Origin of the sequence: Pantoea sp. GCM10028869 (genome assembly GCF_042666835.1) — a bacterium.
Lineage (GTDB): Bacteria > Pseudomonadota > Gammaproteobacteria > Enterobacterales > Enterobacteriaceae > Pantoea > Pantoea leporis.
This window is the reverse complement of record NZ_JBHTGO010000004.1, coordinates 483,481-499,425: the sequence shown is the minus strand read 5'-3', so window position 1 is coordinate 499,425 and position 15,945 is coordinate 483,481. Positions and strand designations below refer to the sequence as shown.

Here is a 15,945-nt window from a genome sequence, read left to right as displayed (position 1 = left end):
AATGCTGGAGAGCACACGCCTTGATGAACCGTCGAATTAAAACAAGCTTACTGCCCGTAGCCGTGATTGCCGTGCTGGCGGGCGGCTATTATTGGTGGCAGCATCCAGCGGAACCGAATAAACAGCCGCAGGCCGAAGGTCAGCAGCAGCGTGGTCGCGGCGCAGGTGGCAAACGCCCCTTAGCGCCAGTGCAAGCCGCCGCTGCCACCACCCAAAGCGTGCCGTATTTCCTCAGTGGCCTTGGCACCGTGACCGCCGCCAACACCGTTACGGTGCGCAGCCGCGTTGACGGCCAATTGATGGCGCTGCACTTCCAGGAAGGAGAGCAAGTGACCGCTGGCGCGCTGCTGGCGGAAATCGATCCGCGCCCTTATCAGGTGGCATTAACTCAGGCGCAGGGCCAACTGGCAAAAGACCAGGCTACGCTCGCCAACGCGCGCCGCGATCTCAGTCGCTATGAAAAACTGGCGAAAACCTCGCTGGTATCGCAGCAGGAACTCGATACGCAACGTTCGCTGGTAAGCGAAACGCTCGGCACCCTTAAAGCTGATGAAGGCAACGTCGCCAGCGCCCAGCTCAATCTCACCTACAGCCGCATTACTGCGCCGATTGGTGGACGGGTCGGCTTGAAGCAGGTGGATGTCGGCAACTACATCACCTCCGGCGATACCACCGGATTGGTGGTGATCACCGAAACGCACCCCATTGACGTGGTGTTCAGCGTCGCCGAGAACAACATCAGCCAAATCCTCAAAGCGCAGAAAAGCGGACAGCCGCTGATCGTCGAAGCCTGGGATCGCAGCAACAAAACGCTGCTGACCAGCGGCACGCTGTTAAGCCTCGATAACCAGATTGATGCCACCACCGGCACCATCAAACTCAAAGCACGCTTCAGCAACGAAGATGACACGCTGTTCCCGAATCAGTTTGTCAATGCGCGTCTGAAAGTGGACACCTTGCAGGATGCGGTGGTGATCCCCACCGCCGCGTTGCAGATGAGCAACGACGGTCACTTTGTCTGGGTGGTCAACAGTGATAACAAAGTGAGCAAAAAACGCGTCACCGCTGGGTTACAGGATAGCCAGAAAGTGGTGATCAGTGCGGGCCTCGAAGCAGGCGAACGCGTGGTGACCGACGGGCTCGATCGCCTGACGGAAGGTGCCACCGTTGAAGTGGTGGCACCGCAAAGCGCCGCGACCCACAGCACGCGCGCTGCGCAGCCCGCACGCGGAGAGCGTCAATAATGCAGGTGATGCCTCCTGACAGCAGCGGTGGACCTTCGCGCCTGTTTATTCTGCGCCCGGTCGCCACCACGCTGCTGATGATCGCCATTCTGTTAGCCGGCGTGCTCGGCTACCGTTTTCTGCCGGTCTCCGCGTTACCTGAAGTCGATTATCCGACCATTCAGGTGGTTACGCTCTATCCCGGCGCTTCTCCCGATGTGGTGACCTCCTCCATTACCGCGCCGCTGGAACGCCAGTTTGGCCAGATGTCTGGCCTGAAGCAGATGGCGTCGCAGAGTTCGGGCGGCGCGTCGGTTGTCACATTGCAGTTTCAGCTGACGCTGCCACTGGATGTTGCCGAGCAGGAAGTACAGGCGGCGATCAACTCCGCCACCAATCTGCTGCCGAGCGATCTGCCAAATCCACCGGTCTACAGCAAAGTAAATCCGGCCGACCCGCCGATCATGACGCTCGCCGTCACCACCACCAGCATGCCGCTCACGCAGGTGCAGGATATGGTGGAAACGCGCGTGGCGCAGAAGATTTCTCAGGTTTCGGGCGTAGGTTTAGTCACGCTGTCGGGCGGGCAACGTCCCGCGGTCCGCGTGAAGATGAACACCCAGGCGCTGGCTGCGCTCGGCCTGACCAGCGAATCGGTGCGCACCGCCATTACTAACGCTAACGTCAATTCGGCGAAAGGCAGCCTCGACGGCCCAACGCGCTCAATTACGCTGTCGGCCAACGACCAGATGACCTCGGCGGAAGATTATCGCAAGCTGATCATCAGCTATAACAACGGCGCGCCGGTGCGACTGGGCGATGTGTCGACCATCGAACAAGGTGCCGAAAACAGCTGGCTGGGCGCCTGGGCGAACCGTCAGCAGGCGATTGTGCTCAACGTGCAGCGCCAGCCCGGCGCCAACATCATCGCCACCGCCGATAATATTCGCGCCATGCTGCCCGGATTAACCGCCACGCTGCCGAAATCGGTGGAGGTGAAACTGCTTACCGACCGCACCACCAACATCCGCGCTTCGGTCAGCGATACCCAGCACGAACTGATGCTGGCGATGGGTTTGGTAGTGATGATCATCTACCTGTTCCTGCGTAACGTTCCGGCGACCCTCATTCCCGCCGTCGCCGTGCCGTTGTCGCTGGTCGGCACCTTTGCCGCGATGTATTTCCTGGGCTTCTCGATCAACAACCTGACGCTGATGGCGCTGACCATTGCCACCGGTTTTGTGGTTGATGACGCCATCGTGGTGATCGAGAACATCTCGCGCTATATCGAAAAAGGCGAAAAGCCGCTGACGGCGGCGCTGAAAGGCGCGGGCGAGATTGGCTTCACCATTATCTCCCTCACCTTCTCGCTGATTGCGGTGCTCATTCCGCTGCTGTTTATGGGCGATGTGATTGGCCGCCTGTTCCGCGAATTCGCCGTGACGCTGGCGGTGGCGATTTTGATCTCCGCCGTGGTGTCGCTGACGCTGACGCCGATGATGTGCGCCCGCATGTTAAGCGCTGAATCGCTGCGCAAGCAGAACCGCTTCTCGCGGGCCAGCGAAGCGATGTTTGACCGCATTATTGCCCGTTACGGACGCGGCTTAACGCGCGTGCTGCTGCATCCGTGGATCACCTTATCGGTAGCGCTCGGCACCTTGCTGATCACCGTGTTGCTGTGGATCATGATCCCCAAAGGCTTCTTCCCGCAGCAGGATAACAGCATTATTCAGGGCACCTTGCAGGCGCCGCAGTCGGTCTCTTACGCCAACATGGCAGAGCGCACGCGCGATGTCGCCTCGATCATCATGAAAGATCCGGCGGTGCAGAGCATGACCTCGTTTGTCGGCGTCGATGGCACCAACGCCGCGCTCAACAGCGCGCGCCTGCAAATCAACCTGAAGCCGCTGGATGAGCGTGACGATCGCATTCCGGCCGTGCAGCAGCGTCTGCAACAGGCGTTAGCCAAAGTGCCAGGCATTTCGCTGTGGCTGCAGCCGGTGCAGGATTTGACCATTGATACCCAGGCGAGCCGTACGCCGTACCAGTTCACGCTGCAATCGGGTTCGCTGGAGTCGCTGAGTTTGTGGGTGCCGAAACTGCTGGCGCAACTTAACACGCTGCCACAACTGCGCGACGTCAGCAGCGACTGGCAGGATCAAGGTCTGGAAGCTTTTGTAAGAGTCGATCGTGACAGCGCCAGCCGCCTCGGCATCAGCATGGCCGACGTGGATAACGCGCTGTATAACGCCTTTGGCCAGCGCCTGATCTCCACCATTTACACCCAGGCTAATCAGTATCGCGTGGTGCTGGAGCAGAACAGCGATGCCACGCCAGGACTGGCGAGCCTCGACGGCATTCGCCTGACCAGCAGCGACGGCGGCAGCGTGCCGCTTAGCGCCATCGCGCAGATTGAGCAGCGCCACGCCGCGCTCAGCATTAACCATCTCGACCAGTTCCCGTCGGCGACCTTCTCGTTTGATGTCGCGGAAGGGTATTCGTTGGGCGATGCGGTGAAAGCGGTGAGCGCAGCGGAAGATCAGGTGGGCATGCCCGCCGAAATGATGACGCAGTTCCAGGGCAGCACGCTGGCCTTTGAAGCGGCGCTGTCCAGCACCGTGTGGCTGATCGTGGCGGCGGTGGTGGCGATGTATATCGTGCTCGGCGTGTTGTATGAGAGCTTTATCCATCCCATCACCATTCTCTCGACGCTGCCCACCGCCGGTGTCGGCGCGCTGCTGGCGCTGATGCTGAGCGGTAATGAGCTGGATATCATCGCCATTATCGGCATTATTTTGCTGATCGGTATCGTGAAGAAAAACGCCATCATGATGATCGACTTCGCGCTGGCAGCGGAACGTGAGCAAGGTATGCCGCCGCGCGAGGCGATTTATCAGGCGTGCTTGCTGCGTTTCCGCCCAATTCTGATGACCACATTGGCGGCGCTGCTCGGTGCACTGCCGCTGATGCTGAGCACCGGCGTTGGCGCGGAGTTGCGTCGTCCGCTGGGCATCGCCATGGTGGGCGGTTTGGTGGTGAGCCAGGTGCTGACGCTGTTCACCACGCCGGTGATCTATCTGCTGTTTGATCGCCTGTCGCACGCAACGCGCCGTCGCTTTAAGCGCCCGGAGGCGCAGTCGTGAAGTTTTTCGCGCTGTTTATCCATCGTCCGGTCGCCACTACCTTGCTGACGCTGGCGATTGCGCTGGCCGGTATTCTCGGCTTCCGTCTGCTGCCGGTGGCGCCGCTGCCACAGCTGGATTTCCCGGTGATTTTGATTTCGGCTTCGCTGCCCGGTGCGTCGCCGGAAACCATGGCGGCATCGGTGGCAACGCCGCTGGAGCGCTCGCTGGGGCGCATCGCGGGCGTCAGCGAAATGACCTCCACCAGCTCGCTGGGCAGCACGCGCATCATTCTGGTGTTTGATTTTGATCGCGACATCAACGGTGCGGCGCGCGATGTGCAGGCGGCGATCAACGCCGCACAAAGCCTGCTGCCAACCGGCATGCCGAGTCGTCCCAGCTATCGCAAAGCCAACCCTTCCGATGCGCCAATCATGATCCTGACGCTGACCTCAGACATTTATAATCCCGGTCAGCTGTATGATTACGCCTCAACGCAACTGGCGCAGAAACTGTCGCAGATTGAGGGCGTGGGCGATGTGACGGTCGGCGGCAGTTCGCTGCCGGCGGTGCGCGTTGAACTCAATCCGCAGGCGCTGTTCAACCAGGGCGTATCACTGGATGCGGTGCGCACCGCCATCAGTAACGCCAACCAGCGCCGTCCGCAGGGCGCGATTGATGACGTGCAGCAGCGCTGGCAGTTACGTACTAACGGAGAATTGCAAACCGCCAGCGAATATCAGCCGCTGGTGGTGCATTACAACAACGGTGCGGCGGTGCGCCTCAGCGATGTCGCCAATGTGCAGGATTCGGTGCAGGATGTGCGCAACGCCGGGATGACCAACGGTAAAGCGGCGGTGCTGCTGGTGGTGCGTAAATCGCCGGAAGCCAACATCATTGATACCGTCGATCGCATTCGTGGCGAATTGCCGGAACTGCACGACGTGATCCCCGCCGCCATCGATCTGCAAATTGCGCAGGACCGTTCGCCAACGATTCGCGCCTCGCTGCATGAAGTGGAGCAGTCGCTGATCATCGCCGTCGCGCTGGTGATTCTGGTGGTGTTTGCTTTCCTGCGTGACTGGCGCGCCACGCTGATCCCCGCCGCTGCGGTGCCAGTTTCATTGATTGGCACCTTCGCCGCCATGTATCTGTGTGGCTTCAGCCTGAATAACCTGTCGCTGATGGCGTTGACCATCGCCACCGGTTTTGTTGTCGATGACGCCATTGTGGTGCTGGAGAACATTGCGCGTCACGTCGAAGCGGGCATGAAGCCGCTGCAGGCGGCGCTGACCGGCGTGCGCGAGGTCGGTTTTACCGTGCTGTCGATGAGCCTGTCGCTGATTGCCGTGTTCCTGCCGCTGCTGATGATTGGCGGTATTATTGGCCGCTTCTTCTCGGAGTTCGCTATTACGCTGTCGGTGGCGATTCTGATCTCGCTGTTTATCTCGGTCACGCTGACGCCGATGATGTGCGCCTATCTGCTCAAGCCGCAGGTCAAACGCAGCCAGCCGCGTCTCCGCGGTTTTGGCAAGCTGCTGATGAAGGTGCAAAACGGCTACGCGCGCTCATTGGGTTGGGTGCTGAATCACGCCATTTGGGTGCTGATGTTGCTGCTCGGCACCGTGGCGCTCACCGTTTGGCTGTTCATCTCGATCCCGAAAACCTTTATGCCGGAACAGGATACCGGCCGCTTACAAGGTTTTATCTCGGCGGATCAGAGCATTTCGTTCCAGGCGATGCGCGGCAAGCTGCAGGATTTCATGAACATCATCAAAGCCGATCCGGCAGTGGATAACGTCACCGGCTTTACCGGCGGTTCGCGCACTAACAGTGGCTCGATGTTCGTCTCGCTCAAGCCGCTCTCCGAGCGCAGCGAAAGCGCGCAGGAAGTGATTGCCCGGCTGCGTATCAAGCTGGCGAAAGAGCCCGGTGCCAATCTCTATCTCAACGCGGTGCAGGACATTCGCATTGGCGGACGTGAGTCCAACGCCAGCTATCAGTACAGTTTGCTGTCGGATAACCTGAATGATTTGCGCGAATGGGAGCCGAAAATCCGTCAGGCGTTCGCCGCCCTGCCCGAGCTGGCGGACGTCAACTCGGATCAGCAGGACAACGGCAGTGAAATGAACCTGACTTACGACCGTGAAAGCATGGCGCGGCTCGGCATTGATGTCTCGGCCGCTAATGCCCTGCTGAATAACGCCTTTGGTCAGCGCCAGATCTCCACCATTTATCAACCGCTCAACCAGTACAAAGTGGTGATGGAAGTTGATCCGCGCTACACCCAGGACATCAGTTCACTCGATCAGATGTTTGTGATTAATAGCGACGGCAAAGCGATTCCGCTGAGCTGGTTTGCCAAGTGGCAACCGGCCAACGCGCCGCTATCGGTGAACCACGAAGGCTTGTCGGCGGCGTCCACCGTTTCCTTCAACCTGCCGGAAGGCGTATCGCTGTCGCAGGCGTCTGAAGCTATTGACCGCACCATCACCGCGCTTGGCGTGCCTTCCAGCGTGCGCGGCAGCTTTGCCGGCACCGCGCAGGTGTTCCAGCAGTCGCAATCCAATCAGCTCTACCTGATGCTGGCGGCGATTGCGGCGGTGTATATCGTGCTGGGTATTCTGTATGAGAGCTACGTGCATCCGCTGACCATTCTCTCCACGCTGCCGTCGGCGGGCGTCGGCGCGCTGCTGGCGCTGGAGCTGTTCAACACGCCGTTCAGCCTGATTGCGCTGATTGGCATTCTGCTGCTGATCGGTATCGTGAAGAAGAACGCCATCATGATGGTCGACTTTGCGCTGGATGCCGAGCGCAACGGCAATCTGTCGCCGCGCGACGCGATTTTCCAGGCGTGCCAGCTGCGTTTCCGCCCGATTCTGATGACCACCCTCGCCGCACTGTTTGGCGCACTGCCGCTGGTGCTGACCAGCGGTGACGGCGCGGAGCTGCGTCAGCCGCTCGGCATCACCATCGCCGGGGGTTTAGTGATGAGCCAGCTGCTGACGCTCTACACCACGCCGGTGGTCTATTTGATGATGGATAAGCTGCGGCGGCGTAAGAAAAAGGTTCAGTTAGCCGCTGAATGACCTGCTACATACGCTTGCTATGTAGCATGAAGAGCGTAAACTTTAACCCGTTCATTACCGTGAAGGTTTATATGTCACAAGGTACCGTGTTTACCAGCAACAGGACGCAAAACGTTCGCATTCCAGCAGACGTTCGTTTTCCTGATGATGTGAAAAACGTCACTGTGAGAGCAATCGGCAAGGAGCGCATCCTCACGCCCATAGAGAACGCCTGGGACAGTTTTTTCCTCGACGGTCCGACGGTGAGTGATGATTTTATGGATGAGCGTGCTTCGCAGGAACAATCTGAGCGGGAAGCGTTTTAATGCATCGCTACATGCTGGATACCCATATTGTTATCTACGTCATCAAGCGGCGGCCGATTGAAGTGCTCGAACGTTTCAACGCCAATGTCGGCCGGATGGTTATTTCGACGATCACCCTGGCAGAGTTGTTCCATGGCTCAGAAAAGAGCGCCTTTCCAGAGCGGAACTTACGCATCGTTGAAGATTTTGTCTCACGCCTTGATGTGCTGAATTACGATGCCAAAGCCGCTTTCCATTATGGCGCTATCCGCGCAGAACTGGAGAAAAATGGCACGCCGATCGGCCTGAACGATCTTCACATCGCCGCTCATGCACGCAGTGCCGCCCTGACGTTGGTATCGAACAATTTGCGTGAATTTTCACGCGTGAATGGGCTGATCTGCGAAAACTGGATCTGACATAACGGGTACCTGCATGTCACCTCAAAACGCCACCGTGCGCTGGCAGCTGTGGATCGTCGCGTTTGGCTTCTTTATGCAGGCGCTGGATACAACCATCGTCAATACCGCGATCCCGTCGATGGCGCGCGATCTCAACGTCAGCCCGCTGAATATGCACTCGGTGATCGTCTCTTATGTGCTGACCGTGGCGATTACGTTGCCGATCAGCGGCTGGCTGGCGGACCGTTTTGGCGTGCGCAATATCTTCTTCTGCGCGATTGTTCTGTTCAGCATCGGCTCGCTGCTGTGCGCCTTCTCCGCCACGCTCGATGAGCTGATTATGGCGCGCGTGGTGCAAGGCATTGGTGGCGCGATGATGGTGCCGGTTGGCCGCTTAACGGTGATGAAAATTGTGCCGCGCGAGCAATATATGTCGGCGATGACCTTCGTCACCACGCCGGGACAAATTGGTCCGCTGCTTGGCCCGGCGCTGGGCGGGGTTCTGGTGCAGTACGCCAGCTGGCACTGGATTTTCCTGATCAACATTCCGGTTGGCATCATTGGTGCGATTGCCACGCTGACGCTGATGCCGAATTACACCATGCAGACGCGGCGCTTCGATTTCCTCGGTTTTGTGCTGCTGGCCGTCGGCATGGCGACCTTAACGCTGGCGCTGGATGGTCAGCGCAGCGCCGGCGGATCGCCGCTGTTGCTCGGCTTACTGATTCTGGTTGGGGTGTTTTCGCTGTTGTTCTACCTGATGCACGGCCGCAACAACGATAACGCGCTGTTTAGCCTGAAACTGTTTGATAACCGCATCTATTCAATTGGCCTGATCGGCAGTTTTACCGGCCGCATCGGTAGCGGCATGCTGCCGTTTATGACGCCCATTTTCCTGCAGGTCGGCCTCGGCTACAGCCCATTCCACGCCGGATTGATGATGATCCCAATGGTGCTCGGCAACATGGGCATTAAGCGCGTGGTGGTGCGCATCGTCAACCTGTTCGGCTATCGCAATGCGCTGGTCGGCGCGACCCTGGCGCTGGCGCTGGTGGTGCTGCTGTTCCCGCTGGTGGCGCTGCTGGGATGGATTTGGCTACTGCCGGTGGTGTTATTGCTGCAGGGCATGGTCAACGCCATCCGCTTCTCTTCGATGAACACGCTGACGCTCAAAGAGCTGCCGGACGATCTGGCTTCCAGCGGCAACTCGTTGTTGTCGATGATCATGCAACTGTCGATGAGTATTGGCGTCACCGTGGCCGGTTTGCTGCTGGGCGCATTTGGCCACGGCGTGGTAACCGACAGCGCGGCGGCGCATCAAACCTTCATTTACACCTATCTGTGCATGGCGCTGGTGATTGCGCTGCCGGCGCTGGTGTTCTGGCGCGTACCGAAGGATGTCAGTAAAAACGTTGACCTTAGAGGCAGGAGCAAAGGATGAAGCGGCCGGTAAAATGGGGCATTGGTGCCAAGCTGTTTGCGGCGATTTTTTCCACCTGCATGCTGGTGATCATCACCATGCATTGGGGCGTGCGGCTCAGCTTTGAGCACGGCTTTGTCGATTACATCAAAAAAGGCAACGAGCAGCGCTTAACCTTGCTGAGCGATGCGCTGGCCGATCAGTATGAACAGCACGGTAGCTGGGATTTTCTGCGCAGCAATGACAAGCTGATTTTTTCTATTTTGCGCTCGCTGGAGCAGAATCCGGGCAGCGTTAATCAGTTACCGCCGCACGGCTGGCGCACGCAGTTCTGGATTATCGATCAGCAATACAAAGTGCTGTCAGGGCCGCGCCAGCCGGTGCCGCCGGAAGGTACCCGGCGCAATATCACCACCAGCAACGGCAAAATTGTTGGCTGGGTGATTGCCTCACCGGCTGAACGTCTGACGCGCAGCACCGACATCAACTTTGATCAGCAGCAGCGACGCACCAGCTGGATGATTGTGGCGCTGACTGGGTTACTCGCCGCGCTGGTCACCTGGCTGCTGGCGCGCGGTTTACTGGCACCGGTAAAACGGCTGGTGGATGGCACGCACCATTTGGCGGCGGGCAATTTCGCTACCCGCGTGGAAGTCGGCAGCAGCGATGAACTCGGCCAACTGGGCCGCGACTTCAACCAGCTTGCCAGTTCGCTGGAAAAGAACGAAAGCAACCGCCGCGCCTTTATGGCCGACATCTCCCATGAACTGCGCACGCCGCTGGCGATTCTGCGCGGTGAACTGGAAGCGATGCAGGATGGCGTGCGCAAGCTGACGCCGGAAGCCATCAGTTCATTGCAAAGTGAAGTGGTGGTGCTGACGAAACTGGTGGAGGATCTGCATCAGCTGTCATTATCTGACGCGGGCGCCCTCGCCTATCGCAAGCAGCCGGTTGATCTGGTCACTCTGCTGGAAGTGGTGGCCGGCAGCTTCGGCGAACGCTATCGCAGCCGCGGCTTAGCTCTTAATCTGGCGTTACCCGCGCAGGCGGAGAGCTTTGGCGATCCCGATCGCCTGATGCAGCTGTTCACCAATTTGCTGGAAAACAGCCTGCGTTACACCGACAGCGGCGGCGCGGTGCAGCTCTCGATGCAGCTGGCGGGCGAAAACTGGCAGCTGCGCTTTGCGGACAGCGCGCCGGGCGTTGATCCGGCCCATCAGGCACAATTATTTGAACGATTTTTCCGCGCGGAAAGTTCACGCAATCGCGCCAGCGGCGGCTCTGGGCTTGGCCTGGCGATCTGTAAAAACATCGTGGAAGCGCATGACGGCAGCATCAGTGCGGATCACTCTGATTTAGGTGGACTGCAAATCACGCTAAACTTGCCGTATGTTCCTCACTAGACGCCACTTATGAGCCCGGAAAATAGCGATCCTCTGATCCTTGTTGTAGAAGATGAACCCAAACTGGCGCAGCTGATGATTGATTATCTGCAGGCGTCCAACTATCGCACGCACCACATTGCCGACGGTAACGCGGTGTTGAGCTATGTTCAGCACACGCCGCCGGACCTGATGCTGCTGGATTTGATGCTGCCCGGCCGCGACGGCTTAACGCTGTGCCGCGAAATTCGCCGTTTCTCGGAACTGCCGATCATCATGGTGACCGCGCGCACCGAGGAGATTGATCGCCTGCTGGGGCTGGAAATCGGCGCGGATGACTATATCTGCAAGCCGTTCAGCCCACGTGAAGTGGTGGCGCGCGTCAAAACCATTTTGCGCCGCGTCAAACGTTCGCCGGAAGAGGCGCAGCAGGAATCGCCTCTGCATATTGATGAGAGCCGCTTTCAGGCCAGCTGGCGTGAACAGCAGCTGGAGCTAACGCCCGCCGAATTTCGTCTGCTGAAAACGCTGGCGCTGGAGCCGGGAAAAGTGTTCTCGCGCGAGCAGTTGCTCAATCATCTCTACGACGATTACCGCGTAGTCACCGATCGCACCATCGACAGTCACATCAAAAACCTGCGCCGCAAGCTGGAAAGCCTCGATGCGGAACAGCCGTTTATCCGCGCGGTGTACGGCATGGGTTATCGCTGGGAAGCGGACGTCTGCCGCTTGCTGTAGCCTGCAACGGCTTACATTGATCCAGGTCAATTTACATCGGGTACGGGCCTGCCTACAATTCCCCACCTTTTGCAGGGCCGTATAATGCGGCCGCTGCACCTGCCATCCACGATGGCATGCTGACCTGACATCAGTGAGAAAATCCATGTTAAAACCTGAACTGCTTTCTCCAGCGGGATCGCTGAAGAATATGCGCTATGCCTTTGCCTACGGCGCTGATGCCGTCTACGCTGGCCAACCGCGCTACAGCCTGCGCGTGCGCAACAACGAATTCACCCACGAGATTCTGGCGCAGGGCATCAATGAAGCCCATGCGCTCGGTAAGAAATTCTACGTGGTGGTCAACATCGCCCCGCACAACGCCAAACTGAAAACCTTTATCCGCGATCTGACGCCGGTCATTGCCATGCAGCCGGACGCGCTGATCATGTCCGATCCCGGCCTGATTATGCTGGTGCGTGAAGCCTTTCCGCAGATGCCGATTCATCTGTCGGTGCAGGCCAACGCGGTCAACTGGGCCACGGTGAAATTCTGGCAGCAGATGGGGCTGACGCGCGTGATTCTTTCACGCGAGCTATCGCTGGATGAGATTGCAGAAATCCGTCAGCAGGTGCCGGAAATGGAGATTGAGATCTTCGTGCACGGCGCGCTGTGCATGGCTTACTCCGGCCGCTGCCTGCTCTCGGGCTACCTCAACAAACGCGATCCTAATCAAGGGACCTGCACCAATGCCTGCCGCTGGGAATACAAAGTGGAAGAAGGCAAGCAGGATGAGATGGGCAATATCGTCGGTTTCCATGAGCCGGTTAAGGTGCAGGAGCCGACTTTGGGCGTCGGCGCCACCACCGACCGGGTGTTCCTGCTGGAAGAGAAGATGAAGCCGGGTGAGGTGATGAGCGCCTTCGAGGATGAACACGGCACCTACATCATGAACTCTAAAGATCTGCGCGCGGTGGCGCACGTTGAACGCCTAAGCCAAATGGGTGTGCACTCGCTGAAAATCGAAGGCCGCACTAAATCCTTCTACTACTGCGCGCGTACCGCACAGGTTTATCGCCGTGCCATTGATGATGCCGCTGCGGGTAAACCCTTCGACCCGGCGCTGCTGGAGACGCTGGAAGGTCTGGCGCATCGCGGTTATACCGAAGGTTTCCTGCGTCGTCATACCCATGACAGCTATCAGAACTACCAGCAAGGTTTCTCCATCTCCGAGCGCCAGCAGTTTGTCGGAGAATTCACCGGCGAACGTCGCGGCAACTGGGCGCAAATTGCGGTGAAGAATAAGTTTATGCTCGGGGATTTTGTCGAGATCATGACGCCACAAGGTAACCTCAATTGCACGCTGGAAACCATGCAGAACGATAAAGGATCGGCGGTAGACGTGGCGCCAGGCGATGGACATCGCGTGTGGATCCCGGTACCGGAATCGGTCAACCTCGCCTTTGCCCTGCTGCTGCGTAACTTCACCGATGGCAACAGCACCTACGATCCTCACGGGAAAAATCGCACATAAAGAAAAGAAAATGGCGAAGTTAGAGTAGGATCACAGACCCTTTCTTCGCCTCGCTTTAGAATCTCGCCTGCTGCTAACGAGTAAGAATAAAAGCAGGTAGTACCAGGAACCACCTCATTCACCCGCCCGGCTCCCCCGTGCGGGTTTTCTTTTTTAATCGCCCACCGATTTTTTCGTCGCCCGCCGATAAAGTTCTCTCCCCAGCTATGCTATAACCAGTGCTCTGTCTCTCGCATCAAGGAACTGATAATGCAAAACAAACCGCTGACGCTGCTGATCCTCAACGGGAAAGGCGCAGGTAATGAAGATTTGCGCGCTGCGGTGAATACGCTGCGTGATGAAGGCTTTAATCTGGCGGTGCGCGTCACCTGGGAAAAAGGTGATGGCGATCGTTATGTACAAGAAGCGGTCGCTTTGCAGGCAGAAACCGTGGTGGCTGGCGGCGGTGATGGCACCATTAATGAGATCGCGACCGCGCTGGCGGGATTACCCGAGCAGCAGCGTCCGGCGCTGGGCATTTTACCGCTCGGCACCGCCAATGATTTCGCCACCAGCGTCGGTATTCCTGAAGGGATGGAACCGGCTTTACGTCTCGCGCTGGTGGGAAAAGCCACGGCTATCGATTTGGCGCGCGTGAACGGCGATCGCTACTTTATCAATATGGCGACCGGCGGATTTGGCACGCGCATCACCACCGAAACGCCTGAAAAGCTGAAATCGGCGCTCGGCGGCGTGTCCTACTTTATTCATGGTTTGATGCGCGTCGATGCGCTGAAACCGGATCGCTGTGAAATCAGCGGCCCCGGCTTTAACTGGCAAGGCGATGCGCTGGTAATTGGCATCGGCAATGGACGTCAGGCCGGCGGCGGACAAAAGCTCTGCCCGGATGCCTTAATCAATGACGGACAGCTCAACCTCAGCATCGTCACCGCGCAAGAGCTGCTGCCAACGTTGCTGCATTCGCTGACGCGTGATGATGAAAATCCGAATATCGTCACGGCGCAGCTGCAGTCGCTCACCATCCGTTCACCCCATGAGATGACGTTTAATCTGGATGGCGAACCGCTGACGGGAAGTGAGTTTGAGATTGAAGTGATGGCGGGCGCACTGAGCTGCCGTTTACCGCCTCAATGCCCGTTACTTGCTTAACGCACATTACCGTAGCGGCGCGCTTTCAACGGCGCGCAATACATTGCGCCGCTACGATGTTGTTCAGTTAACTGTGATTACACCTTCATCCAGCGGCGTTCCAGCGCGGAAACCGCAACCGCTTCCAGCACCTTTTGCACCTGCAATCCTTCGGCGAAATCTGGCCACATGCGATCGCCAGCGGCAATGCCATTGATTAAATCGCGAATCTCGACGGTTTTCTGATCGTTGAAACCGATGCCGTGCCCGGCTGAAACGCAGAAATTGGCATAATCCGGATGCGCCGGACCGGTCAAAATGGTTTTGAATCCCTGACGCCCTGCCGGTTCATCGTGGATGTACAGTTCCAGCTCGGCCATACGTTCCTGGGTGTAACGCAGCGTGCCTTTGCTGCCGGTAACCACATAGGTCAGGCCCATTTTGCTGCCGCAGGCGATTCGCGAGGTTTCAAACACGCCGTGCGCACCGTTTTTAAAGCGCAGCAAGGCGCTGGCCTGATCTTCGTTTTCCACCGGCAGCAGGCGTGAAGCATCCTTCGGATCCGGACGCTCTTTAATCACCGTCATCATATCGCCGCTGACTTCTTCAATATCACCGACCAGATAGTGCGCCATATTCACAATATGCGCAGCGAGGTCGCCGAGTGCGCCTAATCCGGCCAGCGCTTTCTGGCAGTGCCAGTCGAGCGGCGTTTCCGGACGTGCCAGATAATCTTCATTGTGCGTGCCGTAGAAGTGCACCACATCGCCGATTTCACCACGCGCGATAATCTCGCGCGCCAGTTGGCTAGTGGGGTTTTTCATGTAGTTAAAGCCGACCAGCGTTTTAACGCCGGCCTGCTGCGCCGCTTGTACCATCTCTTCCGCATCGGCCACTGATAGCGATAGCGGTTTCTCTGAGTAAACGTGCTTGCCGTTGCGAATCGCTTCCAGTGCCATTTCTTTATGCAGGAAGTTCGGCGCGCAGATATCAACCACATCGATGTTCGGATCGCGCACCAACTCGTGCCAGTCGCCGGTAGAACGGGCAAAGCCAAAAGTTGCCGCCTGTTTTGCTGCCAGCTCTGGGTTCACTTCCGCCAGCATTTCACGCACGATCTCACCTTTCAGGGCAAAAACCGTAGGTGCCTGAGCGTAAGCAATCGCGTGACAACGACCGATGTAACCACTGCCAATCATTCCAATTCTGACTTTATTCATGACTATTCCCGCGTTCGCTTAAGAGTTGATCTGGAATATATGTTTCGCTTTTGGCCCCGACAACGGCGAAATGAAATATCTGTGATCATGCATGCGAGGTATCTGACAAAATCGACAAATCAGAATGTAATTTTGCATAGAGATGGTGATCATCGTCACAAAAGAGGTTGTATCAGTCGTGATTTTGCCGCGCTGAGTCCGCTCATAGCGCGCAATTGACGCTTTATTCAGCAGTCAGAACGAATTGTGAAAAAGAGTTTTGACAAGGCGAGGGCCGCTCGATAATATGCGCCCCGTTCAAACGATTCCTCTGTAGTTCAGTCGGTAGAACGGCGGACTGTTAATCCGTATGTCACTGGTTCGAGTCCAGTCAGAGGAGCCAAATTTAGAGAAGCCCGCTTAGGAAACTAAGCGGGATTTTTGCT

General features: G+C 57.8%; 11 protein-coding genes and 1 tRNA gene. 11 read left to right on the top strand and 1 reads right to left on the bottom strand.

Annotation, left to right across the window (positions count from 1 at the left end):
• Positions 1 to 23: 23 nt before the first annotated feature.
• The 10 genes from ACFQW4_RS13590 (at position 24) to yegS (ending at position 14,321) form a co-directional block, all read left to right on the top strand.
• Positions 24 to 1,244: an MdtA/MuxA family multidrug efflux RND transporter periplasmic adaptor subunit gene (locus tag ACFQW4_RS13590; RefSeq protein WP_377725791.1), complete on the top strand. Its 1,221-nt coding sequence runs from the start codon at positions 24 to 26 to the stop codon at positions 1,242 to 1,244.
• Positions 1,244 to 4,366: an MdtB/MuxB family multidrug efflux RND transporter permease subunit gene (locus tag ACFQW4_RS13585; RefSeq protein WP_377725788.1), complete on the top strand. Its 3,123-nt coding sequence runs from the start codon at positions 1,244 to 1,246 to the stop codon at positions 4,364 to 4,366. Before ACFQW4_RS13590 ends, ACFQW4_RS13585 begins: the two co-directional genes overlap by 1 nt.
• On the top strand, positions 4,363 to 7,434 hold the full coding sequence (gene mdtC / locus ACFQW4_RS13580; RefSeq protein WP_354466388.1) for a multidrug efflux RND transporter permease subunit MdtC: 3,072 nt from the start codon (positions 4,363 to 4,365) through the stop codon (positions 7,432 to 7,434). The genes ACFQW4_RS13585 and mdtC overlap by 4 nt, the downstream gene beginning before the upstream one ends.
• 71 nt (positions 7,435 to 7,505) lie before the next feature.
• Positions 7,506 to 7,739 (top strand): type II toxin-antitoxin system VapB family antitoxin, encoded by a 234-nt coding sequence (gene vapB, locus ACFQW4_RS13575; RefSeq protein WP_101763423.1) that lies wholly within the window; start codon positions 7,506 to 7,508, stop codon positions 7,737 to 7,739.
• The gene (gene vapC, locus ACFQW4_RS13570; RefSeq protein ID WP_350260894.1) at positions 7,739 to 8,137 is read left to right on the top strand and encodes a tRNA(fMet)-specific endonuclease VapC; all 399 of its coding nucleotides are present in this window, start codon (positions 7,739 to 7,741) and stop codon (positions 8,135 to 8,137) included. The genes vapB and vapC overlap by 1 nt, the downstream gene beginning before the upstream one ends.
• Positions 8,138 to 8,153: 16 nt before the next feature.
• A complete protein-coding gene (gene mdtD, locus ACFQW4_RS13565) occupies positions 8,154 to 9,560 on the top strand; it encodes a multidrug transporter subunit MdtD (RefSeq protein ID WP_377725785.1) in 1,407 nt (468 codons plus the stop codon).
• Entirely contained in the window at positions 9,557 to 10,942 is a 1,386-nt protein-coding gene (baeS, locus tag ACFQW4_RS13560) for a two-component system sensor histidine kinase BaeS (protein ID WP_101763347.1), read from the top strand. Before mdtD ends, baeS begins: the two co-directional genes overlap by 4 nt.
• A gap of 9 nt (positions 10,943 to 10,951) precedes the next feature.
• Entirely contained in the window at positions 10,952 to 11,659 is a 708-nt protein-coding gene (baeR, locus tag ACFQW4_RS13555; RefSeq protein WP_101763346.1) for a two-component system response regulator BaeR, read from the top strand.
• A 145-nt stretch (positions 11,660 to 11,804) separates the two neighbouring features.
• Positions 11,805 to 13,172 carry a tRNA 5-hydroxyuridine modification protein YegQ gene (gene yegQ, locus ACFQW4_RS13550; RefSeq protein ID WP_377725782.1) on the top strand — a complete coding sequence of 456 codons (1,368 nt, stop codon included), beginning with the start codon at positions 11,805 to 11,807 and terminating at the stop codon, positions 13,170 to 13,172.
• A 249-nt stretch (positions 13,173 to 13,421) separates the two neighbouring features.
• Positions 13,422 to 14,321 (top strand): lipid kinase YegS, encoded by a 900-nt coding sequence (gene yegS, locus ACFQW4_RS13545; RefSeq protein ID WP_110866633.1) that lies wholly within the window; start codon positions 13,422 to 13,424, stop codon positions 14,319 to 14,321.
• A gap of 77 nt (positions 14,322 to 14,398) precedes the next feature.
• On the opposite strand, the gene ACFQW4_RS13540 is transcribed toward yegS, so the two are convergent.
• A complete protein-coding gene (locus ACFQW4_RS13540; protein WP_101763343.1) occupies positions 14,399 to 15,520 on the bottom strand; it encodes a Gfo/Idh/MocA family protein in 1,122 nt (373 codons plus the stop codon).
• A gap of 306 nt (positions 15,521 to 15,826) precedes the next feature.
• Between ACFQW4_RS13540 and ACFQW4_RS13535 the strand changes: the two genes are divergently transcribed.
• A tRNA-Asn gene (locus ACFQW4_RS13535) sits at positions 15,827 to 15,902 on the top strand.
• Positions 15,903 to 15,945 lie beyond the last annotated feature (43 nt).

Excerpts from the sequence above, each read along its gene's own strand:
- ACFQW4_RS13590 (WP_377725791.1), top strand. The coding sequence starts at position 24 with ATGAACCGTCGAATTAAAACAAGCTTACTGCCCGTAGCCGTGATTGCC.
- vapC (WP_350260894.1), top strand. The coding sequence starts at position 7,739 with ATGCATCGCTACATGCTGGATACCCATATTGTTATCTACGTCATCAAG.
- ACFQW4_RS13585 (WP_377725788.1), top strand. The coding sequence starts at position 1,244 with ATGCAGGTGATGCCTCCTGACAGCAGCGGTGGACCTTCGCGCCTGTTT.
- baeS (WP_101763347.1), top strand. The coding sequence starts at position 9,557 with ATGAAGCGGCCGGTAAAATGGGGCATTGGTGCCAAGCTGTTTGCGGCG.
- mdtD (WP_377725785.1), top strand. The coding sequence starts at position 8,154 with ATGTCACCTCAAAACGCCACCGTGCGCTGGCAGCTGTGGATCGTCGCG.
- yegQ (WP_377725782.1), top strand. The coding sequence starts at position 11,805 with ATGTTAAAACCTGAACTGCTTTCTCCAGCGGGATCGCTGAAGAATATG.
- baeR (WP_101763346.1), top strand. The coding sequence starts at position 10,952 with ATGAGCCCGGAAAATAGCGATCCTCTGATCCTTGTTGTAGAAGATGAA.
- vapB (WP_101763423.1), top strand. The coding sequence starts at position 7,506 with ATGTCACAAGGTACCGTGTTTACCAGCAACAGGACGCAAAACGTTCGC.
- yegS (WP_110866633.1), top strand. The coding sequence starts at position 13,422 with ATGCAAAACAAACCGCTGACGCTGCTGATCCTCAACGGGAAAGGCGCA.
- ACFQW4_RS13540 (WP_101763343.1), bottom strand. The coding sequence starts at position 15,520 with ATGAATAAAGTCAGAATTGGAATGATTGGCAGTGGTTACATCGGTCGT.